Annotated in this window: 20 protein-coding genes; 18 read left to right on the top strand and 2 right to left on the bottom strand. The window is 66.4% G+C overall.

Going from position 1 to position 23,073, the window contains the following annotated elements:
- The first annotated feature begins 117 nt into the window (after window positions 1–117).
- The 12 genes from BI347_RS08710 to BI347_RS08660 all read left to right on the top strand — a co-directional run bounded on the left by BI347_RS08710 (window position 118) and on the right by BI347_RS08660 (window position 14,071).
- Complete coding sequence (locus tag BI347_RS08710) at window positions 118–2,163, top strand: alkaline phosphatase D family protein (protein ID WP_071115722.1); 2,046 nt, start codon at window positions 118–120, stop codon at window positions 2,161–2,163.
- Window positions 2,164–2,524: 361 nt separating this feature from the next.
- Window positions 2,525–4,264 (top strand): ABC transporter permease, encoded by a 1,740-nt coding sequence (locus tag BI347_RS08705; RefSeq protein ID WP_071111993.1) that lies wholly within the window; start codon window positions 2,525–2,527, stop codon window positions 4,262–4,264.
- A 10-nt stretch (window positions 4,265–4,274) separates the two neighbouring features.
- On the top strand, window positions 4,275–5,588 hold the full coding sequence (locus BI347_RS08700; protein ID WP_071111992.1) for an ABC transporter ATP-binding protein: 1,314 nt from the start codon (window positions 4,275–4,277) through the stop codon (window positions 5,586–5,588).
- 117 nt (window positions 5,589–5,705) lie between these two features.
- Entirely contained in the window at window positions 5,706–6,134 is a 429-nt protein-coding gene (locus BI347_RS08695) for a DciA family protein (protein ID WP_071111991.1), read from the top strand.
- A 100-nt stretch (window positions 6,135–6,234) separates the two neighbouring features.
- Window positions 6,235–7,887 carry an acid phosphatase gene (locus BI347_RS08690; protein ID WP_071116380.1) on the top strand — a complete coding sequence of 551 codons (1,653 nt, stop codon included), beginning with the start codon at window positions 6,235–6,237 and terminating at the stop codon, window positions 7,885–7,887.
- Between the two features lie 91 nt (window positions 7,888–7,978).
- Window positions 7,979–8,386, top strand: coding sequence for a lysozyme inhibitor LprI family protein (locus BI347_RS08685; RefSeq protein ID WP_071115721.1), 408 nt, complete (start codon window positions 7,979–7,981; stop codon window positions 8,384–8,386).
- A gap of 57 nt (window positions 8,387–8,443) precedes the next feature.
- Window positions 8,444–8,941: a MarR family winged helix-turn-helix transcriptional regulator gene (locus BI347_RS08680; RefSeq protein WP_239690849.1), complete on the top strand. Its 498-nt coding sequence runs from the start codon at window positions 8,444–8,446 to the stop codon at window positions 8,939–8,941.
- Window positions 8,942–9,028: 87 nt separating this feature from the next.
- A complete protein-coding gene (locus BI347_RS08675) occupies window positions 9,029–9,829 on the top strand; it encodes an alpha/beta fold hydrolase (protein ID WP_071115720.1) in 801 nt (266 codons plus the stop codon).
- A 12-nt stretch (window positions 9,830–9,841) separates the two neighbouring features.
- Window positions 9,842–10,210 carry an MFS transporter gene (locus BI347_RS24360; RefSeq protein ID WP_204378023.1) on the top strand — a complete coding sequence of 123 codons (369 nt, stop codon included), beginning with the start codon at window positions 9,842–9,844 and terminating at the stop codon, window positions 10,208–10,210.
- Window positions 10,108–11,025 carry an MFS transporter gene (locus BI347_RS08670; RefSeq protein WP_338032391.1) on the top strand — a complete coding sequence of 306 codons (918 nt, stop codon included), beginning with the start codon at window positions 10,108–10,110 and terminating at the stop codon, window positions 11,023–11,025. Before BI347_RS24360 ends, BI347_RS08670 begins: the two co-directional genes overlap by 103 nt.
- 100 nt (window positions 11,026–11,125) lie before the next feature.
- Window positions 11,126–12,718: a mechanosensitive ion channel family protein gene (locus tag BI347_RS08665; RefSeq protein ID WP_071111986.1), complete on the top strand. Its 1,593-nt coding sequence runs from the start codon at window positions 11,126–11,128 to the stop codon at window positions 12,716–12,718.
- 93 nt (window positions 12,719–12,811) lie between these two features.
- Window positions 12,812–14,071 (top strand): glutamate-5-semialdehyde dehydrogenase, encoded by a 1,260-nt coding sequence (locus tag BI347_RS08660; RefSeq protein ID WP_071111985.1) that lies wholly within the window; start codon window positions 12,812–12,814, stop codon window positions 14,069–14,071.
- Between the two features lie 183 nt (window positions 14,072–14,254).
- Here BI347_RS08660 and BI347_RS08655 read toward each other — a convergent pair whose 3' ends face one another.
- Window positions 14,255–15,193: an aspartyl protease family protein gene (locus tag BI347_RS08655; protein WP_083338774.1), complete on the bottom strand. Its 939-nt coding sequence runs from the start codon at window positions 15,191–15,193 to the stop codon at window positions 14,255–14,257.
- Window positions 15,194–15,549: 356 nt separating this feature from the next.
- Between BI347_RS08655 and BI347_RS08650 the strand changes: the two genes are divergently transcribed.
- The 6 genes from BI347_RS08650 (at window position 15,550) to BI347_RS08625 (ending at window position 22,273) form a co-directional block, all read left to right on the top strand.
- The gene (locus BI347_RS08650) at window positions 15,550–16,026 is read left to right on the top strand and encodes a WbuC family cupin fold metalloprotein (protein ID WP_071111983.1); all 477 of its coding nucleotides are present in this window, start codon (window positions 15,550–15,552) and stop codon (window positions 16,024–16,026) included.
- Between the two features lie 94 nt (window positions 16,027–16,120).
- Window positions 16,121–16,486 (top strand): hypothetical protein, encoded by a 366-nt coding sequence (locus BI347_RS08645; RefSeq protein ID WP_071111982.1) that lies wholly within the window; start codon window positions 16,121–16,123, stop codon window positions 16,484–16,486.
- Between the two features lie 245 nt (window positions 16,487–16,731).
- Entirely contained in the window at window positions 16,732–18,132 is a 1,401-nt protein-coding gene (locus BI347_RS08640) for a DUF2252 domain-containing protein (RefSeq protein WP_071115718.1), read from the top strand.
- A gap of 149 nt (window positions 18,133–18,281) precedes the next feature.
- The gene (locus BI347_RS08635; protein WP_071111980.1) at window positions 18,282–19,892 is read left to right on the top strand and encodes a methyl-accepting chemotaxis protein; all 1,611 of its coding nucleotides are present in this window, start codon (window positions 18,282–18,284) and stop codon (window positions 19,890–19,892) included.
- A 119-nt stretch (window positions 19,893–20,011) separates the two neighbouring features.
- Complete coding sequence (locus BI347_RS08630) at window positions 20,012–21,361, top strand: glutamine synthetase family protein (RefSeq protein ID WP_071111979.1); 1,350 nt, start codon at window positions 20,012–20,014, stop codon at window positions 21,359–21,361.
- Between the two features lie 435 nt (window positions 21,362–21,796).
- Entirely contained in the window at window positions 21,797–22,273 is a 477-nt protein-coding gene (locus BI347_RS08625; protein WP_071111978.1) for a universal stress protein, read from the top strand.
- Window positions 22,274–22,279: 6 nt separating this feature from the next.
- Here the strand turns inward: BI347_RS08625 and BI347_RS08620 are convergent, their stop codons facing one another.
- Complete coding sequence (locus tag BI347_RS08620) at window positions 22,280–23,026, bottom strand: TlyA family RNA methyltransferase (protein WP_071116379.1); 747 nt, start codon at window positions 23,024–23,026, stop codon at window positions 22,280–22,282.
- Window positions 23,027–23,073 lie beyond the last annotated feature (47 nt).

Genomic DNA, 23,073 nt, shown 5'->3' with positions numbered 1-23,073 from the left:
GCGACTCATAGAGCAAAAACTCGATTCAATTGACCGAACCATTAATGCCAATTAAATATCAATCGGCGATAATGCGCGATTTTGCCTCAACAGCGGCATAAAACCTCTGGAGAAACGATGGATAGGCGGCAATTTCTGAAGTGGAGCAGTTTTCTGACGGTATCGGCAGCCAGCGCCGGTCTGACGGGATGCATGGGCGACAACAGCGACGACGGCGCTGATGGCAGAAACCTGAGCGCCGCCGGCAAACGCTTCGACCTGGGCGTGGCCTCCGGCGATCCGCGCCCGGACAGCGTCGTGCTGTGGACCCGCGTCGACGGCGGCGACGGCAGCAAGCCGCTCGCCGTCACCGTTCAGTTGTCGGACCGAGCCGACTTCTCCAACCTGCTGGTCAATCAGAGTCTAAGCGCCGATCCGGGCTGGGACTACACCGTGCGCCACAAGGTCACCGGCCTGGCCGCCGCAAGCTTCTACTATTACCGCTTCCTCACCGGCAACGCGGTCAGCGCCACCGGCCGCACCAAGACCGCGCCCGCCGCCGGCAGCGCCCCATCGCAGCTGAAGTTCGCCTACATCACCTGCCAGGACTGGAGCGTAAACCACTGGGGCGCCTTCGACGAAATCGCCCAGTTGGATCTGGATTTCGTCATGCATGTCGGCGACTACATCTACGAAACCGTCGGCGCCGGCTTCCAGACCGGCGGCAACGAAAACCGCCACCCGCCGCTGACCCTGCCCAACGGCACCGTGCGCGCCGACGGCGCGATCTATGCCACCACGCTGGCCGATTACCGCTACCTGTACAAGAGCTACCGCGCCGATCCGCGCATCCAGGCGGTGCACGCCACCTTCCCGGTGATCTCGATCTGGGACGACCACGAGTTCTCCGACGACTGCTGGCAGGACAGCCAGGTCTACTATCCGGGCGAGGACGACACCCCCAACACGCCGCGCCGCCGCAACGCCAACCAGGCCTGGTTCGAATACACCCCGGCGGACGTCAGCATCGACTTGTCCAATCCCTCGTTCCAGAACATCCAGATCTACCGCAGCTTCAACTTCGGCAACCTAGCCACGCTGGTGATGACCGACCAGCGGCTGTACCGCGCCGACCATATCATCTCCGAGGACTCGGTGCCCAACACCGGCCTGGCCAATATCGGCAGCCGCTACTTCGTGCCGCAGGAGCTGCTATCGGCTACCGAAACCGCCAAGATCGCCGCGGCCGGCGGCGACCTGCAGCCGGTATCCATCCTCGGCGACAGCCAGCGCATCTGGTGGCAGCAGCAGATGCAGGGCGCAGCCGGCGCCTGGAAGCTGTGGGGCAACGAGGTGTCCCTGCTGCGCATGGGCGTGGATGGCACCCAGGCGGTGGCCGGCATGCTGGGGCAGGGACTGGCTCCGGCGCTAGCGCAAAACTTCGGCCTGAACCTCAGCCCCAGCCAACAGCAGCAGCTGAACGGCGCGCTGTATCTGGACCTGAAGGCCGCCGACGTCAGCGGCGCCACCCCGGTGCTGAGCTACGCCAACACCCAGCCGCAGCTGGCCAGCTTCAGCGCCGCAATCAGCGCGCCGGTATTCGCCGCTGCGCTGAAGGCGGCGCTGGACGCCAACCTGCCGCCGACGATGCTGCTGAACAAATACATCCTCAACGCCGACCAGTGGGACGGCTACAACGCCGAGCGCAAGGCGTTGATGGCCTTCCTGAAAAACAACAACATCGGCAACGTGGTGGGCATCACCGGCGACATCCATGCCTTCTTCGCCGGACAGGTGTATGACGATTTCGACTTGGCCAGCCCGACGCCGGTGATGGTGGACCTGGTCACCGCCGGCATCTCCAGCAACTCGCTGTTCAGCTACTTCAAAAACGTGGTGGACACCGTGCCGACCTTCGCCAAGGCCAAGCCGCTGGTCTATACCACCGTCAACGGCCAAGTGGTCAACACCTTCACCGCCACGCTGCAAACCTTCAATCCCTGGCTGAAATACGCCGACAGCGACGCCCAAGGCTACGCAGTGGTGACGCTGACGCCGGCCAAGCTCAGCTGCACCTTCCACAAGATGGGCAAGCTGGCCAAGGGCACGGCGCCGTCGCCAGCCACCGTCAGCAAACAGACCGTGGAGGTGATGTCCGGCACGCCCGCCGTCAACGTGCTCTGAGACGCCGCGCGCCAACCCGCGCCGCCGCCGGCCACCCGACCGGTGGTGGTTTCAGGAAAGATTTGCGCTAGTACATTTCGTCACAAAATACCCGCGATCCATCCTGGTTTTTCACAATCGTTTTATACCTTCTCTGGTAGCATCCATGCCCTGAGCCGGGGCATACCCGGCAATAAACCGACACAATGCTCTCTAGTCCGGCCCGGACATGGCAACGGCTGCGCGAACGCTGCCGCGGCGATTTTCCGCATCGCCGCCAAGCAGCGCCGACTCCCGTTCCAGAGTTGTCATAATACAAGCGGGCCGCCGCGCCATCCGGCAGCGGCCCGCCGGCACAATCATATAAAACCGGAGAGGCCAGATGACCACCGCTGTCCGTCATTTCATGCCCGCCACCGCCCGGCGGCTGATTCCCAATCGCTGGGATCTGATCGCGTTTCCGCTGATCTTGGGCTTCTTGCTGATGGCCACCAGCGGCATCCGCGCCACCTGGGCGCCCATCACCGCGCTGCAGACCATCCCGATCACGCTGGACCCCGGCAATCTGCCCGAATACGCGCTGCGCACCACCTTGCGCATGCTGGCGGCGATGGCCGCCGCGCTGGTGTTCACGCTGATCTACGGCACGCTGGCGGCCAAGAGCCGCCGCGCCGGCCTCTTGCTGGTGCCGATACTGGACATCCTGCAGTCGGTGCCGGTGCTGGGCTACATCTCCTTCACCGTCACCTTCTTCCTGGCGCTGTTCCCCGGCCGGGTGCTGGGCGCCGAGTTCGCCGCCATCTTCGCCATCTTCACCAGCCAGGCCTGGAACATGACCTTCAGCTTCTACCAGAGCCTGCGCACCGTGCCGCGCGATCTGGAAGAAGTGTCGGTCAACCTGCGCCTGTCGCCATGGCAGAAGTTCTGGAAGCTGGAGGTGCCGTTCTCGATGCCCGGCATGATCTGGAACATGATGATGAGCATGTCCGGTGGCTGGTTCTTCGTGGTGGCGTCCGAAGCGATCACCGTCGGCGACAAGACCGTCACCCTGCCCGGCGTCGGCTCCTACCTGGCGCTGGCGATTCAGGACAAGAACCTGGCTGCGGTCGGCTGGGTGATTCTGACCATGACCGTGGTGATCCTGATTTACGATCAGTTCCTGTTCCGGCCCATGGTGGCCTGGGCCGACAAATTCCGCCTGGAAGACACCGCCAGCCAGTCGGCGCCGGAATCCTGGGTGCTGAACCTGATCCAGCGCACCCGCTTCATCCAGCAACTGCTCAAGCCCTTCGGCAAGCTGATCAAGACCGCCGCCCGGCTGCGGCTGAACCTCAGCCTGCCCAGGGGCATCCATTCCGAGGCGCACACCCCGGTATCGCGCGGCATAGACGTGGTGTGGTGGCTGCTGGTCGGCCTGGTCGCGCTCTACAGCGCCTACACCCTAGTCCATTTCATCGCCAGCGAAGTCGGCGTCGCCGAAGTGCTGCGGGTGCTAGGCCTGGGCCTGATCACCCTGGTGCGCGTGTCCCTGCTGATCGTGGTGGCGTCGGTGATCTGGGTGCCGCTGGGCGTGCTGATCGGCCTGCGCCCGGCGCTGGCGGAGAAGATCCAGCCGCTGGCGCAATTCCTGGCCGCTTTCCCGGCCAACCTGCTGTTCCCGGTGTTTGTGGTATTCATCGTCCACTTCAAGCTCAACCCCGACATCTGGTTGTCGCCGCTGATCGTGCTGGGCACCCAGTGGTACATCCTGTTTAACGTGATCGCCGGCGCCAGCGCCTTCCCCAACGACTTCCGCGAGGCGGCGGCCAACTTCCGCATCCGCGGCTGGCAATGGTGGAAGACCATCATGCTGCCGGGTATCTTCCCCTACTACGTCACCGGCGCGATTACCGCCTCCGGCGGCGCATGGAACGCCAGCATCGTGTCCGAATTCGTATCCTGGGGCAACGACAAGGTGGTGGCCCACGGCCTGGGCGCCTACATCGCGCAGACCACCGCCGCCGGCGACTACCCCAAGATCCTGCTCGGCATCGCCACGATGTCGCTGTTCGTGGTCCTGTTCAACCGTCTGCTGTGGCGCCCGATGTACGCCATCGCCGAAAACAAACTCCGTCTCAACTAAGGGGGCAAGCATGAGTATCGACAACACCACCCCGGGACAAGAAATCTTCAAGCTGAAGAACGTCTGCCGCGGTTTCGCCAAGGGCAACGACGAGATCCAGGTGCTGGACGACGTCAACCTGACGCTGCACGAGGGCGAGATCGTCGGCCTCTTGGGCCGCTCCGGCTCCGGCAAGTCCACGCTGCTGCGCATCATCGCCGGCCTGATCCAGCAAAGCGGCGGCGAAGTCAATTACCGCGGCAAGCCGCTGACCGGCCCGGCCGAGGGCGTCGCGATGGTGTTCCAGACCTTCGCGCTGTTCCCCTGGCTGACCGTGCTGCAAAACGTCGAAGCCGGCCTGGAGGCGCTGGGCGTGGAGGCCAAGGAGCGCCGCAAGCGCGCGCTGGCGGCCATCGACCTGATCGGCCTGGACGGCTTCGAGAACGCCTACCCGCGTGAGCTGTCCGGCGGCATGCGCCAGCGCGTCGGCTTCGCCCGCGCGCTGGTGGTCAACCCGACCCTGCTGCTGATGGACGAGCCGTTCTCGGCGCTGGACGTGCTGACCGCCGAAACGCTGCGCACCGACATGCTGGACCTGTGGAGCGAAGGCCAGCTGCCGATCAAGTCGGTGCTGATCGTCACCCACAACATCGAGGAGGCGGTATTCATGTGCGACCGCATCCTGGTGCTGTCGTCCAACCCCGGCCGGGTGGTGGCCGAGATCAAGGTGCCGTTCCCGCATCGCCGCAACCGGCTGGACCCGGCCTTCCGCAAGATGGTGGACGACATCTACGCGCTGATGACCGCGCGCCGCAGCGCCCACACCCTGCACAAATTGCCGCTGGAAATCGGCAGCCATCTGATCGAAGTGTCGACCAATCTGATGGCCGGCCTGATCGAGGAAGTCGCGCAGGAGCCGTACTTCGGCAAGGCCGACATGCCGGAAGTGGCGGAAAAGCTGCTGCTGGAAGTGGACGACCTGTTCCCGGTGGCGGAAGTGCTGGAGCACTTGGGCTTCATCGAGCTGAAAGACGGCGACATGCTGCTGACCAACGCCGGCAAGCTGTTCGCCGACTACGGCACCCAGGAGCGCAAGGTGCTGTTCGCCGAGCACCTGCTGCGCAACGTGCCGATGGCCGCCCACATCCGCAAGGTGCTGCAGGAGCGGCCTGGCCAGCGGGCGCCGCGGCTGCGTTTCGCCCAGGAGCTGGAAGATTCGCTGTCCGACCAGGCGGCCGAAGAAACGCTGGACACCGTGATCAGCTGGGGCCGCTACGCCGAAATCTTCTCCTATAACGACCACACCGAAACCTTCAGCCTGGAAGACGTGGAAGGCGCGCTGTAAACCTTCCCCGCTAAGGAACATGCGGGCGCGCCGGCAACGGCGCGCCCGTTTTGCTTTAGCGCTATGGCCAGCCGCCGGGACAGGCTACAATCGGGCATCCCCACCCAGCCCCACGCCATGTACGGACGCCCGCTGCAAGACATCACCCGCCAGGACAGCCACCTGGCCCTCCTCACCGCCGCCGCCAACGAGCTGATGGCGCTGGACCGCGCCTTTAAGAAGCTGATCCCGCAGGGAATGGCTGAAGCCTGCCGCGCGGTGCGCATCCGCGACGACGAGCTGGTGCTGCACGCCGACAACGGCATCGTCGCCGCCCGGCTGCGGATGACCGCCCCCGGCCTGCTGCCGCAACTGGCCAGGCAGGGCTATCTCGCCAGCAAGGTCAAGGTGAAAGTGGTGCTCAAACTGGTGCGGCCGAAAAAACCCAAAACGCTGGCCATCAGCGAAAACGCGCTGGACGGCATGGAGCAGGCCGCCGAAAGCATAGGCAACGCCGAGGTGCGCCAAGCGCTGGCCCGGCTGATCGCCCACCAGCGCCGCGGCTGAGCCGCATGCAAACCGTCTGAACGGCTTCAGCTATTCATCGAAGCGGAGTAAAGTGGCGGCTGAATTTTCCTACCCGGCCAATGGACACAGGACCGCCGCCATGTCAGACCCCGATAAGCTTACTTCCCCAGACGAAACCACGCCGCAAGACCCGTCGCGCCGCCGCCTGTTCGAAGGCCTGGCCGCCATCGGCGCCGCCAGCGTGCTGCCGGCAGTCGCAAGCGACAACGCCAAAGCGGCGCCGGCGGCCTCCGCCGGCCTGGACGCCAAGCTGCGCCACCATGTGAAGAACGTGGTGGTGATCTACCTGGAAAACCGCAGCTTCAACAACCTGTACGGCAACTTCCCCGGCGTGAAATACCCGCTGGCCGAGGCCGGCGCCGAAGCCTGTACCCAACTGGACCGCGACGGCAGCGCGCTGAAGACCCTGCCCAAGATCTGGGGCGGCATGGTGCAGCGCGGCCAGACCGTGGCCGGCAAGTACTACCTGATAGACGAAGACAAGATCAAGAACCTGCCCAACGGCCCCTTCCCGCTGCAGGACGCCGACGGCGAGCCGCTGCCGGAAGCCGTGGTCACCCGCGACCTGTGGCACCTGTTCTACCAGAACCAGATGCAGATCAACGGCGGCAAGAACAACCAGTTCGCCGCCTGGGCCGACTCCGGCGGCCTGGTGATGGGCTACTACGGCGAAACCGCCAAGAACCTCAACCAGTGGCAGATCGCCCGCCACTACACGCTGTGCGACAACTTCTTCATGGCGGCCTTCGGCGGCTCCTACCTCAACCACCAGTTCCTGATCTCGGCCCGCACGCCGGAATACTTCAACGCCGCCACCAGCCCGGCCAAGGGCAAGATCGCGGTGCTGGACGACGGTCCGCAGGGCCACCGGCTGAGCGTGAAAGAACCCGGCTCGGCGATGGACGGCCCGCCCAAGTTCGTCAACAACGGCGCCATCACTCCGGACGGCTACGCGGTCAACACCATGGCGCCGCCGTTCCAGCCCAGCTACGTCAAGCCGGCCGAAGGCGGCGACCCGCGCTACGCCGACCCGGCAAACCACAATACCCTGCCGCCGCAGACCTACGACACCATAGGCGACCTGCTGTCGCGCAAGAATGTCGACTGGGCGTGGTACGGCGGCAGCTGGCAGGCGGCGCTGGACGGCAAGGGCGGCCCCGACGCCCCCAACTTCCAGTACCACCACCAGCCGTTCAACTACTTCAAGAGCTTCGCGCCCGGCACCCAGGCCCGCGAGCGGCACCTGCGCGACGGCGGCCTGGGCGACAGCCCGATCAGCAACCGCTTCATCGCCGACGCGGTGGCAGGCAAGCTGCCGGCGGTGGCCTTCTACAAGCCGCAGGGCAATCTCAACATGCACGCCGGCTACTCCGACGTGGAAAGCGGCGACCGCCACGTCGCCAACATCCTGCAGCACCTGATGAGCGGCCCGCAGTGGAAGAACATGGTGGTGATCATCACCCACGACGAGAACGGCGGCTGGTGGGACCACGTGGCCCCGCCCAAGGGCGACCGCTGGGGCCCGGGCAGCCGCATCCCGGCCATCATCGTGTCGCCGTTCTCCAAGAAGGGCCATGTCGACCACACCTTCTACGACACCACCTCCATCATCCGCTTCATCAGCCGCCTGCACGGCCTGCCGGAGCTGGAGGGCGTCAAGGTGCGCAACGCCGCCTTCCGCGAGCGCGGCGCCCAGCCGCCGGGCGACCTGACCGGCGCGCTGCAGTTCTAAAGACGCGAGATAGCCGCAAAAAGCCCGCCGCTGCCGGGCTTTTTGCTGGTTTCTGCTATATTCGCTGCCTTCACCGCACCAGGGCTCCGCCATGAAAATCCTCCCCCTTCTCCCTAGCGCCATGCTGCTGGCGCTGCTGTCCGTCCAAGCGCAAGCCTGCGGCGACGAAGCCGCGCTATACAGCCGCAGCTACGATCAGTGCATGGAGCAAGCCGCCTCCACCGCCGCCATGCAGGACTGCATAGCCGCCGAACACGCCGGCCAGGACAAGCTGCTGAACGACAACTACAAGAAGCTGATGGCCGCGCTGACCGCGCCGCGCCAGCCGCAACTGCGTGAGGCGCAACAGCTGTGGCTGCGCTACCGGGACGCCAACTGCCGCCTGTACGCCGACCCCGCCGGCGGCACCGCCGCCGCGCTGGCCGCCGCCGACTGCGCGCTAGCCGCCACCGCCGCGCGCGCCGTCGAACTGGCCAAGCTGATGCCCGAGCAGCACTGAAACTATCTTCTCAGGAAATAACTTCCAAGGAAGATAGTTATGTGCCATGATGAGCTCATGGACAAGATAGACCTGATACTCGCGCAATGGCGGCAGGCCCGGCCGGATCTCGACTGCGCCAGCATGGCGGTGATAGGCCGGTTGGGCCGGCTGGTCAGCCACCTTGAGAAAACCCTGGCCGACAACTTCGCCCGCTTCGGCCTGAAGGACGGCGAATTCGACGTGCTGGCCACGCTGCGCCGCGCAGGCGACGACGGTCAGCTGTCTCCCACCGAGCTCTACACCAGCCTGCTGCTCACCTCAGGCGCCATCAGCAAGCGGCTGGACCGGCTGGAAGCCGCCGGCTGGGTGCTGCGCCAACCCCATCCAGACGACCGCCGCGCCATGCGGGTTCAACTGACCGCCAGCGGCAGAGCGCTGGTGGACCAAGCGCTGGAAGCCCACCTCGCCACCCAGGAAGCCGCGCTCGCCGCGCTGGCGCCGGAACAGCGCGCCCAACTGGCGGCGCTGCTCAAGCAGTGGCTGCAGGGCTTCCCCGGCGAAACGACCGGCTGATCCTTCCCTCCACCTGTTTCCCACCCCTGACGCCGCGGCGCCAGCCGCCCCCGGCTTGCCCGCCGTCCGCGCCGCAAGGAGAAAACGATGGCTTATCACCTGCATCAAGACCGCCGGCTCTACTACATGGAGTGCGGCGACGGCATACCGGTCTTGCTGCTGCACGGCATCTGCAACAGCGGCCGCGCCTGGCTGCCTCAGCTGCCGGCGCTGAACGCCGCCGGCTATCGCGCCATCCTGCCCGACCTGGCCGGCCACGGCGCCTCCGCCTCCTTGAACCAGCCTTACGGCGTGCCCGAGCTGGCGGCGGACTGCCTGGCCCTGCTCGACCATCTGCGGATAGCCGCGGTCTATGTCGTCGGACTGTCGCTGGGCGGCATGGCGGCGCAGCAGCTGGCGCTGGCCGCGCCAGAGCGCGTGCGCAGCCTGACCGTGGCCAACAGCTTCTGCTCCACGACCGGCGCCGAGGCCCAGGCGCTGCTGGACGACTGGCGGCAGACGCTGCGCGGCGAAGACGGCCCCTTGCGGCGGCTGGAAGCCAGCTGGCCGCGCAATGTCAACGCCGCCTTCCGCGCCAGCGACGCCGGCCGGCAGCTGTATCTGCAATGGCACGCCCAGGCTGCCCAGGCCGACGGCCCCTCGCAAGCCTGGGTGTGCGAAGGACTGCGCTGCTTCGACATCTCTGGCCGCCTGTCCGCCATCCGCGCTCCCAGCCTGTATCTGAGCGCCGAATGCGACGCGGTGTCGCCGCCGGAAATTGGCCGATGGATGGCCGGCCAAGTGACCGGAGCGCGCCATATCAGCCTGGCCGGCGCCGCCCATGTCGCCAACATCGACAGCGCCGACGCCTTCAACGCCGCCCTGCTGGCCTTCCTGCAAACGCACTGAAGCGGAGCCCAAATGTCCTCGATCCCACTCGCCCGCCCGCTGGGCCTGACTCTGGCCATCGTGATGGTCGGCCTCAATCTGCGCCCCGGCCTGGCCGCCATCGGTCCCTTGCTGGAGCCTATCCGCGCCGCCACCGGCATCCGCTTCAGCGAAGCCGCCCTGCTCACCACGCTGCCCATCGCCGCCATGGGCGCCGGCGCCTTCGCCGGCCACCGGCTGGAGGCCCTGCTGGGCGCGCGCCTAGGCGTGCTGCTGGCGCTGCGGATGATCCTGCTGTCCTGCGCGCTGCGCTGCTGGCCCCCAGCTACGCCGGCCTGCTCGCCACCGCGCTGCTGGCCGGCGGCGGCATCGCGCTGGCGCAAGCGCTGCTGCCCGGCCTGATCAAGCGCCACTTCCCGCAACGGGTATCGCTGCTGATGGGTCTCTACGTCACCGCCATCATGGGCGGGGCCTCGCTGGCCGCCGCCGGCGCGCCGTGGCTGGCGCGGCACAGCGGCCAATGGCAGCTCGGCCTGGCGGCGTGGGCCTTGCCCGCCGCGCTGGCCGGCGTTTTCTGGTGGCGGCATGCTCCGGCCGCCACGTCCTCAGCCTCCCCCTCCGCGCCAGCCGCGCCCTTTTCCCGCCTGCCGCGCGCCTGGCTGCTGGCCGGCTATTTCGGCCTGGGTACCGCGGTCTACACCTGCTCGCTGGCCTGGCTGCCGCCCTTCTTCGTGCAGCTGGGCTGGAGCGGCCAGCAAGGCGGCTTGATGCTTAGCTACATGACCGCGATGGAGGTGGTGGCCGGCCTGGCGCTGCCGCTGCTCTCCGCCCGCCATGCCGATCTGCGCGGCTGGCTGGCATTGACGCTGTGCTGCACGCTCGCCGGCCTGCTGGGCATGGTGGCGCAGCCTGGCGGCCCGATGCTGCTGTGGGTGGGGCTTCTGGGGCTGGGCGTCGGCGGCCTGTTCCCGCTGAGCATGATCCTGACGCTGGGCCATCTGGACGACAGCCGCGACGCCGGGCGGCTGGCAGCCTTCGTTCAGGGCGTCGGTTATCTGATAGCCGCCTGCGCGCCGTTCGCCGCCGGCTGGCTGCGCGACCTCACCGCCAGCTTCCAGCTGGCCTGGCTGGCGCTGGCGGCCGCAGTGGCGCTGTTGCTGCTGCTGACCAGCGCTTTCGCGCCGCAAGGCTATCGCCGGGCGATGCTGCGCGGCTGAGCGCGGGGGATGCCGGGCGCTGGCCGGCTGTGCCATGATATGGGCATTGCCGGCCGCGTCCCCCCAAACGGGCCGGCCTCGCCGCTCTTTCGGAGATTCCATGGCCCTGATCCGTTTCTGCCTGCTGTTGACGCTGTGCCTGCCGGCGCTGGCCGCCGAGCCCCGCGCCAACCCGTCGCCGGCCGACAGCGCCCGCACCCTGGTGCTGGACAACCGCCCGATCTTCCTGTTTCTGGCCAATCAGGCCAGCCTCGGCCCGGAGCAACGGCTGCAGCGCACCTTGGAGCGCATCCGCGAGCTGACGCCGGACGATCTGCAGCAACCGGTGCAAACCGCGCCGCTGGCCGACAGCCATCTGCGCGGCATCGCCGTCAGCATCCACGGCCGGCCCTTGTTCACCATACTGGAGGACGACCTCGACCCCGGCGACCAACTGACGCTGGAGCAGGCCGCCGCCCGGGCGCAGGCCAGACTGAACGAGCTGCGCCAAGCCGCGCTGGAACAACGCTCGCCGCGGCAGATCGCCCTGTCCGTGCTGTTGGCGCTGCTGGCCGCCGCCGTGTTCGCCGGCGCGCTGTATCTGATCGCCCGCGGCCGCAGCGCCTCGCGCCGCCGGCTGCACCTGCAGCCGATAGGCCGGTTGCCATGGCTGAGCGGCAGGTTCGACCTGCGCCATTTCCTGCGCTCCGCCGAATGCCAGCTGGTGGACATCACCGCGCTGCTGTGCGCGCTGTTCGCCGGCTATATGTGGCTGAGCTACACCCTGGGACTCTTCCCTTACACCCGGCCGCTGGGGCGCAAGCTGGGCAACTCCTTCTATCAGCTGCTGGCGACCATCGCCGACGACATTCTGTCGGCGCTGCCGGGGCTGGCCACCGTGGCGGTGATCTTCCTGCTGACGCGGCTGATCGGACGCGGCCTGGCGCTGCTGTTCGGCGCGGTGGAGCGCGGCCAGCTGGAGCTGCCCGGCCTGCACGCCGAAACGGTGGGCGCCACCCGCCGGCTGGCTTCCGTCATCCTGTGGCTGTTCGCGCTGATCGTCGCCTACCCCTACCTGCCGGGTGCCAACAGCGACGCCTTCAAGGGCGTCAGCGTGTTCTTCGGCCTGATGGTGACGCTGGGCTCGGCCGGCGTGATGAACCACGCGATGAGCGGCCTAGTGCTGATCTATGCCCGCGCGCTGCGGCGCGGCGACTATGTGCAGCTTGGCGAGGTGGAAGGCACGGTCAGCGAGCTGTCGGCGCTGTCCACCAAAATCCTCACCAGCCAGGGCTACGAAATCACCATTCCCAACGCGGTGGCGGTGGGCGGCAAGGTCAGCAACTACAGCCGCCACGGCGAAGGGCCGGGCGCCATGATCTCCACCCGCGTCACCATAGGCTACGACGCGCCGTGGCGGCAGGTGCAGGCCATGCTGGAGCTGGCTGCGCGCCGCTGCCCGGGGGTGGACCCCGCCTGCGCGCCGCAGGTGCGCAAGCTGTCGCTGCAGGACTTCTACATCGAATACGAGCTGCAGCTGCGCGCGCTGCCGGAACACCAGCCGCCGGTGGTGCGCGACGCGCTGCACGGCGAAATCCTGGACGCCTTCAACGAATTCGGCGTGCAGATCCTGTCGCCGCACTTCACCGAACAGCCGGCAGAGCCGGTGGTGGTGCCGCCCGAACGCTGGCGCGCGCCGCCTGCCCGACAATAGCCAATCCGTACGCGGACAGTCTCTGGCCGCAGGCTGCGCTTTGGTTTAAGCTGGAACCAATCTGAAAAACGAGAGCAAACAGGGCCATCCGTCATGAACGTGAAAGAATACATGCAGCAGTTGGGCAAGGCCGCGCGCAAGGCTTCGCGCCTGCTCGCCCGCGCCGACACCAGGCAGAAGAACGACGCGCTGATCGCCATCGCCGACGCCATCGTCCGCGATCAGGACAAACTGCTGGCCGCCAACCGGCGGGACCTCGACGCCGCGCGCCTGGCCGGCCTGGACGCGGCGATGCTGGACCGGCTGACGCTGTCCGCCAATGGCGTGCTGGCCATGGCCGACGGCCTGCGCCAGATCGCCGCGCTGCCCGACCCGGTGGGAGAAGTGAGCGAGATGGCCTACCGCCCGTCCGGCATCCAGCTGGGCAAGATGCGGGTGCCGCTGGGCGTGGTCGGCATCATTTACGAGGCCCGCCCCAACGTTACCGCCGACGCCGCCGGCCTGTGCCTGAAATCGGGCAACGCCACCATACTGCGCGGCGGCTCGGAAGCCTTCCACAGCAACCAGGCCATCGCCGCCTGCGTGCACGAGGGGCTGAACGCCGCCGGCCTGCCGGCCGAAGCGGTGCAGGTGCTGGAAACCACCGACCGCGCCGCGGTGGGCGAACTGATCGCCATGCCGGAATACGTAGACGTGATCGTGCCGCGCGGCGGCAAGGGCCTGATCGCCCGCATCAGCAGCGAAGCGCGGGTGCCGGTGATCAAGCACCTGGACGGCAACTGCCACGTCTACATCGACGACACCGCCAATCCGGACAAGGCCTTCAGCATCGCGCTGAACGCCAAGACCCACCGCTACGGCACCTGCAACACCATGGAAACGCTGCTGGTGCACACCGCCTTCGCCGAATTCATCCTGCCGCGGCTGGCCGAGGCCTACTGGGAAAAAAGCGTGGAGCTGCGCGGCTGCGAGCGCGCCCGCGCCATCCTGGGCGATCAGGTCAAGACCGCCACCGACGATGACTGGGCCAGCGAATACCTGGCGCCCATCCTGGCGGTGAAGGTGGTGAAGGACATCGACGAAGCCATCGAGCACATCAACCACTGGGGCAGCCACCACACCGACGCCATCGTCAGCGAAGACTACGGCCGCGCGCGCCGCTTCCTGCGCGAGGTGGACTCCGCCAGCGTGATGGTCAACGCCTCCACCCGTTTCGCCGACGGCTTCGAATACGGCCTGGGCGCGGAGATAGGCATCTCCACCGACAAGATCCACGCCCGCGGCCCGGTCGGCCTGACCGGCCTCACCAGCCAGAAGTGGATCGTGCTGGGGGATGGGCAGATCCGGCAGTAAGTCGGCGTCTTAAACTGCCCCGCCGCCCCTCTCCCCGCGCCTGGCCCTCTTTGGGACGGGATTGGGAAAGAGGGGCGCAAATGCAGATCCTGCTCGCGGGGAAGGTCTGAGCAAGCCGCAGACCTTCCCTCGATCCCGCATCCGCGGCGCCTGGCGGGACGCCGGACATCGCCGGCCGCATGATCACATCGATGATTTAAGCTGCAACTGCAGTTGCCCCATGTCCAGAATTGCCTCCCCCCGGTTCAACACGCCGGCGCCCAGCAAACCATCCACCTCTTCCTCCCCCTTAGCCTTGAGCGCGGCGTTGATGCCTGCCAGATCAAAGGTGGCAACCTTCTCCTGCCTCATCACGAATCGTGGTCCCAGCTGCAGGCGGTCCAGCAGATAGATATTGCTGTCGACGCTGCCGCCTATGCCCTCAACCTTGCCGCTGCCGGGCTGTTTGACCAGGTGGAACTTGGCCGCATGCGCATCGTCGGTGGACAAGGTGCCCCCCGCGGCAGAGTCGAGGACGAAGCGGCCGCTCACCCCGTTGATCGTCCCTTCCACCGTCAACTGCGCCTCCCCGATCGGATTGAGCGGCAACACCTCATACTCAGCGGATGGCATGGCTGCATTGCCTGATCGCAACTGTCGCCTGGAATAATCGAGCACCGCATGCTGCGTCCGGAGCACGTCCATGCCAATCACGCCATCCACAGCCGCCACGCCATCCTCCGCCAGGCCATGGTTGATCGCGGAAAAATCGGTCAGATAGACTTTCAGCTTGCTTGCCGCCGGCTGCCCGCCCCATTCCAGGCGATTGCCGGCGACTTGTTTCACCGAGGTTGCGCCTGCCGATCCATTGCTTTTGCTGACCTCCCCATCCTTTTCCAGGCCAAAGCGAGCCGCCTGGGTACGGCTGACGCATGTGATGCGCGCTCCGGTGTCGAGCAAGAAACGTCCTTCGATACCGTTGAGCCGGGCGGTTACCGCGACGAAACCATTGGCCTGCGGCATCACGGGCACGGCTGCCTGGATCTGCGGCTGATCCGCGGCAGCCGGAGCAGGCTGCGCCGACGCAGTGCTGGCGAGCGTCGCCAATGCCAGCGCAACCAGCAACGATGTCTTTGCTTTCATCAATGTTCCTCTTCTTTTTTATTGGCCGGCCCCAGGCCAACAGCCGCTTGGCTTGGCTAGCCATTGAAGGTAGGCCGGTTGGTGTGAATCGCGGCGAAAATCCGCAGCGGCCATCGCGGGATCAGCACAGGTCCGACGCCTTCTCCGATGCCGGCCTCGGGCGGCCGGTCGGACAAGCGCCATCAGCCGCGTCCTGATAATTAGCAAGCAAATGGTAGGAAGCAGATATTGATGCCAAGGTCATCGATTTCAAGTCATCGCAAAATATTCTCGATTATCGATAAGCATTCGGAAACAAGACGTTCAAGGCGTTTCGCGCCATAATCGCGCTTTGCTTTCACGCCCGCCTTGTCAAAATGAAAACCCTGAACAACCAAGACCTCGCCGCGCTGTCCGCCCAGGCCGCCTGTGCCCCGCGCCTGCGCGCCCACCACAATATCCATAGCGAGCTGGACGACGTTATCCAGCGCCTGGCCATCGCCATGGAGCCGGACACTTATGTCCGTCCGCACCGCCATCCGGGCAGCCCGGAACTGCTGATCGTTCTATCCGGCGCGCTGGACTGGATCGAGTTTGATGCCGCGGGCGAAACCGTGGTCGCCCGCTACCGCCTGGGCGAAGGCGGCGTGCGCGTGTTCGAGGCGCCGGCGAACACCTGGCACTCGGTGGTGTCGCTTGAACCGGGCAGCGTGGTGTTCGAAGTGAAGCGCGGCCCTTATCAACCGATCCCGGCCACCGACCTGGCGGAATGGTCGCCGGCCGAAGGCGACGCCCGGGTGGCCGGGATGCTGGCCTTCCTGCGCCGCGCGCAGCCGGGCGAACGCTTCGCGTAATATCGCTTAACATCTTGCCGCGCGGGCAGCCGGAACCCCGGCCGCCCGCCGGCCACCAACAAGGCATCGCCACTCAGCCAGAAGCGCCACACCGATGCCGAAGTTCCGCCTGTTGCTATCCCTTGTCCTGTCCCTGCCCTTGCTCGCCTGCACCACGCCGCTGCGCGCGGCCACCACCGGCCCCGCGCTCGACTCATCCCGCCCGCCCGCCCAACTGACCGATTGCCTGCAGCAGGGCCTGCAAAAATTGCACATCCCCAACGACTTCATCGAACGGCGCGACGCCAGCGATGGCAGCCACAGCCTGGCGATGCGCAATCCGGCCAGCGACGCCTCCGGCACCCGGGTCGAGATTCTGCCGCAGGCTGATGGCAGCCGGTTGCAAATCCAGCTGAACGGCCTGCCGCTGAGCCCGGCCTGGAAGCGGCTGATCCACAGCTGCAGCGGCAAGAAGCTGTGAACAAGTCGGAAAAACCCTTCCCCCCTGTGGATAGTCTGGATAAAACTGGATAACTCTGTGTAAAACCACTCTTAAATCGTGACATTTCGTGACCGATCTGTGGATAAAAAAACCATCCACAAGCACCTGTGCACAGTGTGGATAGTTCCGGAACAAGCTGTGGACAAACTTGACAGCGCTCAGACGGCGCGGAACGCCGCCGCGGTTTACACTGTCGGCTTACCACCCAACCATGGATGCATCCGATGCCAGCAGCCTCCCATCCGAAGTACGACCAGCACTACGCCGACGGCAAGGCCCGCCGCCAGAGCTGTCCCCGCGCCAGCCAGGCCGATTGCCCCCTGGCGGCCGACCGCGACGTGGTGGCGCTGGTGGAGTCCACCTCCCAGGGCAGGGTGCCGGCGCTGGCACCGCTGCGCTACGCCCGCATGCGCGCCTCGCCGTTCGCCTTCTTCCGCGGCATGGCGATGATCCAGGCCGCCGATCTGGCCGCCGGTCCCGATAGCGGCCTTCGCTTGCAGATCTGCGGTGACGCCCATTTGATGAACTTCGGCTTCTTCGCCTCGCCGGAGCGGCAATTGGTGTTCGACATCAACGATTTCGACGAAACCCATCCCGGTCCGTGGGAATGGGACGTCAAACGACTGGCTGTCAGCCTGGTGCTGGCCTCGCGCAGCCGCGGCTTCAATGCCGGCGAGGCGCGCGCCACCGTGCTGCGGCTCGCCGAAACCTACCGCCGCCGCCTGCACGCCTTCTCGCAGATGAGCCAGCTGGAACTGTGGTATTGCCGGGTGGGCTTCGAGGAGCTGCTGTCGCACGCGCCGGACGAGGCGACGCGCCAGCAATTGCAGAAAGTGGCCGACAAGGCGCGCAGCCAGACCCAGGAACGGCTGCTGCCCAAGATGACGGAAAACGAGGACGGCGGCCTGCGCCTGCGCGACAACCCGCCGGTGATCTTCCACCTGGACCAGGCCGGCGGCCCGCTAGCGGCCTGCGACGACTGGCTGGGCGACGACAGCCTGGCCAAGGTGCAGGGCATGCTGAACCGTTACATCGCCACCTTGAAGGAAGACCGCCGCGAACTGCTGCAGCGCTTCCGCCTGGTGGACGTGGCCTTCAAGGTGGTGGGGGTGGGCAGCGTCGGCACCCGCTGCCTGGTGCTGCTGCTGCAGGACGACTACGACCAGCCGCTGTTCCTGCAATTGAAAGAGGCGAGGCCATCGGTGCTGGAAGCCTTCACCCAAGAGTGCGTGCACGGCAACCAGGGCAAGCGGGTGGTGTTCGGCCAACGCCTGATGCAGGCGACCAGCGACCTGTTCCTGGGCTGGACCCACTGCGCCGACGACCGCCACTTCTACATGCGCCAGCTGCGCGACATGAAGGGCGCGCCGGCGCTGGAAACCTTCGCCAGCGCCGGCGAGCTGGCCAGCTACGGCCAGGCCTGCGCCTGGACGCTGGCGCGCGCCCATGCAAAATCGGGCGGCTGCGCCGCCGAAATCGCCGGCTATCTGGGCGAAAGCGACAAGTTCGACCAGGCGCTGGCCGACTACGCCCAGGCCTATGCCGACCAGGTGGAGGCGGACTACCGGCTGTTCGACGCCGCCATCCAGAGCGGCCGTTTGCCGTGCGCGCCGGCAACACGTTGACATAAGGGAAACTTCCAATTTTGATTTTCTTACTCTGAACTAGACTGTAACCACAGAAACGCATAATCCAGTCGATGCCCGCCGCTGCAGTCATAGCGGGCATCGCCGCCTGCCAGGCGGCTTGTTCCTACCCCATCAGAGTATTGAAAATGCAGCTGAATACCCGCCTGATCATCATCATCGCCGCCAGCCTGCTGGCGCTGCTAGGCATCGCCACCGTGGCGCTGTTCTCCACCCGCGCCACCCTGCACCAGGAAAAACGCGAGCAAATCGTCCATCTGCTGAAAATGGCGGAGAACAGCCTCAGCCACTTCCAGCAACAGGAGGCCAAGGGCATGCCGCGCCAGGAGGCGCAGCGCCAAGCCATCGCCGCGCTCTCCGCGCTGAAAGTGGGAGACATCTATTTCTTCGGCCGCAACCGCGACAACCTGGTGCTGTTCCACCCCAGCAAGGACCGGGTGGGCAAAGTGGACATGGGCAGCAAGCTGCCCGATGGCCGCACCACGGTGCAGGCCTACGAGGAGGCGATGCAGCAGGACCACTACGGCGTGCTGACCATCCAGACCAAGCGCGCCGGCAGCGGCGCGGAAGAATTCCCCAAGCTCAACGGCGTGTTCCGCTTCGACCCCTGGGGCTGGACCATAGGTACCGGCATCTTCATCGACGACATCGACCAGCTGTTCTGGAGCGAGGCGCGCACGCTGCTGCTGGTGGCGGTGCTATGCATCGTGGTGCTGGGCGCGCTGGTGGGCTGGATGTCGCGCTCGATACTGAAATCGCTGGGCGGCGAGCCCAGCTACGCCGCCGAAGTGGTCAAGGCCATCGCTGACGGCGACCTCAGCCTGGCCATAGAGGTGAAAGGCGGCTCCGGCAGCCTGCTCGGCGCCATGCAGGACATGCAGGGCAAGCTCAGGCGGATGATAGAGGAGATAGGCCAGGCCACCCAGAGCATCAACCAATCCTGCCGCCAGTTGTCCAGCGACATGGACAAGGTGCATGAGGTGTCCGGCATCGCCAGCTCGTCCACCACCTCGGCCGCCGCCGCCATCGAACAACTGTCGGTCAGCATAGACCACGTCAGCGCCAGCACCCGCGACACCGAGAACGGCGCGCGCGACACCGCGCAACTGGCCGGCGAAGGCAAGACGCTGGCGGGCAACGCCGCCGACGGCATCCGCCAGATCGCCGACCAGATCCACAGCGCCAGCGACATGGTGGGGCAGCTGGCCGAGCGCAGCCGCAGCATCAGCAGCATCGCCGAAACCATACGCGACATCGCCAACCAGACCAATCTCTTGGCGCTGAACGCCGCCATCGAGGCCGCGCGCGCCGGCGAAATGGGCCGCGGCTTCGCGGTGGTGGCCGACGAGGTGCGCAAGCTGGCCGAACGCACCGCCAGCGCCACCGACGAAATCAGCAACATCGTGCAGGCGGTGATCAGCGAAACCGGCAGCGTGTCCAGCCACATGGATCAGATCCGCCCGGCGGTGCAGGCCGGCGTGGAACAGGTGCAACAGGCGGCGCAGACGCTGGAGTCCATCAGCCGCCAGGCCAGCAGCGCGCTGGAAAACGTCCACAACGTGGTGGTGGCGATGGGCGAGCAAAGCCAGGCCGGCACCAATATCGCCGGCAATGTGGAACAGGTGGCCGGCGTGGTGGAGGAGACGCAGAACTCGGTCAGCAACGCGGTGGAGGCGGTGCGCGACATCGACCAGCAGGCCGCCAATCTGCACCGGACGGTGGGCCGCTTCCGGCTGTAGGCGTCGCGGCACTTGCCGTCGCCGTTGCGACTGGCATAATGGATGCGGGCAAAAGCTCCATGACAGCAAGAAAAATACTGAGGACGGACAGGAACCCAGCACGCTCAGTGGAGAAAAGTATGTCTGATGCCCGCATGCCGGCAGGCCGCATCGAATGGCTGCAACACAGCAAGGCGAGGGATGTGGAACTCGCCTTCGCCGATGTCCACGGCTTCGCCCGCGGCAAGACCCTGCCCGCTTCGGCCTTCATCAAGGGCCAGCAGCTGCGCATCGCCCGCGCGGTGCCGCTGCAAAGCTGTATCGGCGAATTCCCCGATTACAGCTTCTATGGCGAACACGATCCGGACGTCACGCTCGTCCCGGATTATGACACCCTGCGTCTGGTTCCTTGGGCCAAGACGCCGCGGGCGCTGGTGATCTGCGACTGCGTCGACCACGACGGCGGCCTGTCGCCGCTGGCGCCGCGCTCCATCCTGAAACAGCTGCTGGCGCGCTACGCCGCCCACGGCTGGACCCCCATCGTGGCGCCGGAACTGGAGTTCTACCTGTTCGCCGCCCACGGCGACCCGGCTCAGCCATTCCAGCCGCCGGCGCTGCCCTGCGGCCGGCGCGAAACCGGCTTCGACGCTTTCGGCTTTTCCGCGCTGGGCGAACTGGAGGCCTTTTTCGACGAGCTGTACCAGGCGTGCGAGCTGTTGGGCATCGCCACCGACACCTGCGTGCACGAGATGGGTCCCAGCCAGTTCGAGATCAACCTCAAGCACGGCGACGCGCTGCAACTGGCCGACCACACCTTCCTGTTCAAGACCGCGCTGAAGGAAATCGCCCACCGCCACGGCCTGAGCGCGGTATGCATGGCCAAGCCGCTGCCCGGCCAGCCCGGCAGCTCGATGCACATCCACCAGAGCCTGGTGGACCGCCATGGCCGCAATGTGTTCAGCCAGGAAGGCGGCGAAGCCAGCCCGGCCTTCTTCGGCTTCATCGCCGGCCTGCAGCGCTACCTGCCCGAGCTGATGCCGCTGTTCTGCCCCAATCCCAACTCCTACCGCCGCTTCGTCAAGGGCATGGCGGCGCCGGTCAACCTCAGCTGGGGCCTGGACAACCGTTCGGTCGGCCTCAGGGTGCCGGTGTCCGGCCCGGAGGCGCGGCGGGTGGAAAACCGCCTGCCCGGCTGCGACGCCAACCCCTACCTGGCGCTGGCCGCCAGCCTGGGGGCCGGCCTGGCCGGCATCGAGCAGCGACTGACGCCGGACGAAGCGGCGCACGGCAATGTGTTCAAGCAGCAAGCCGCCAGCCTGCCGTCCACGCTGGACGCCGCCTGCGCCTCGATGGCGGCGGGACAGATAGGCGAGACGCTGTTCGGCGCCGACTTCTGCCGCGCCTATCTGGCGGTGAAGGAGGTGGAGCTGAACGACTACCACCGCCAGGTCACCACCTGGGAGCGGCAGTATCTGGGCTTGCTGGCCTGATCGCAGGCATGGCGTTTGGCAACCGTCTGGAGCCGCCAATGCAAAGGCGATGGAGTCCGCTGCGCGGACGATGATTTCCACGGCGGTTCCGCCCGCCGAACGGGTCAGGGGACTGTCTCGCCAGCCCCCTGACCACCCCGGGCGCCCCCTGCGGCCCGAGAAACCCCGACAAAACAGCCTTGCGTCAGGAAGCCGCCGATCAAAAAAACTGCGGCTTAAAGCCCCTGCCCCAAGGCTGTTTTGCCGGCACAGGCCAAAGAGGATATGGTGGCTGCCGACACGGCAATCCAATTGCATGCGTCTCCAACTGCAGGGCAACACTCGCTTGATTGCTCTGGATCAACACTCCTGCTCACTCCCGGCGAGACGCCGCCAGTCAAGCCGGGTTATGCTGAAGGCATCCCACCAAGTTGGTGTTTCTCGAAGGAGCTGCAGATGTACCGCCACATCATCGCCGCGATAGACGGCAGCAACAACTCCGACAAAGCCTTGCACGAGGCCATCCGTCTGGCCAAGTTCAGCGACGCCCGGCTGACGCTGGTGCACATCGCCAGCCTGCGCGATCTGGTCGTGGACAGCCTGGGCGTCTACGCCGGCGACCCCGGCTACGACCTGGCGCTGCAACAGGGCCAGGAGGCGCTGGCGCGCGCGCAGCAACTGGCGCGCAACGCCGGCCTCGTCAATGTGCTCAGCCATCTGGAGAAAAGCTGGGAAGGCGGCCACGACTTGGCTGACCTGCTGATAGGCTATGCCCGCGCGCAGCAGGCCGATCTGATCGTGCTGGGCACCCACGGCCGCAGCGGCCTTGCCCACCTGTTCATGGGCAGCTTCGCCCAGGACGTGCTGCGCCGCAGCCACTGCCCGTTGCTGATCGTGCGCAGCCAGGAAGATGAAGACATCAGCGTGGAGTGATCCCGCTCAGCGACGTACGGCATGCACGAAGAACTCGTGGTTGCCGTCGCCGCCCTTGATCGGGCTGTCGAACCAGGCCAGCACCCGCATGTTCTGCTCGGCCAGCACCCGGTTGATCTTGTCCTGCACCAGCGGATAGAGGCTGGCGTCGCGGACGATGCCGCCCTTGGACAATCCCTCCCGCCCCACTTCGAACTGCGGCTTGACCAGGCAGAGCAACCGTGCGCCCGGCTTGAGCAACGGCAGCGCCGATGGCAGCACCAGGCTCAGCGAGATGAAGGACACGTCGCACACCATCAGGTCGAAGCCGTCGCCATCATTGGCCGCCAGCAGCGCGGCGTGGTCCAGCGCGCGGGCGTTGACGCCCTCGAAATAGCGCACCCGCGCGTCGTCGCGCAAGCGCTGGTGCAACTGGTCGTGGCCGACATCCACCCCCACCACCCGGCGCGCGCCGGATTGCAGCAGGCAATCGCTGAAGCCGCCGGTGGACTGGCCGACATCCAGCGCGCTCCAGCCATCGACGCTCAGGCCGGCGGCTTTCAGCGCGCCCAGCATCTTCAGGCCGCCGCGCGACACATAGCGGTCCGCCGCATCGGCCACCACCGCGAATTCCGCGTGCGGCGGAAACTTCTGGCTGGGCTTGACAACCACCACGCCCTGATGGCTGACGCGGCCGGCGGCGATCAGGTTCTGCGCGGCGGTGCGCGACGCGGCAAGCCCTTGTTCCACCAGCAGAATATCGATTCGTATCATGCGCGCTCCCCGCGGCGGTTTGGCAATGAAACGCGACAGGGTGGAGA

It is taken from the genome of Chromobacterium sphagni (genome assembly GCF_001855575.1).
Lineage (GTDB): Bacteria > Pseudomonadota > Gammaproteobacteria > Burkholderiales > Chromobacteriaceae > Chromobacterium > Chromobacterium sphagni.
Note: the sequence above shows the minus strand (reverse complement) of the source record. Positions and strands in the feature narration are given on the sequence as shown.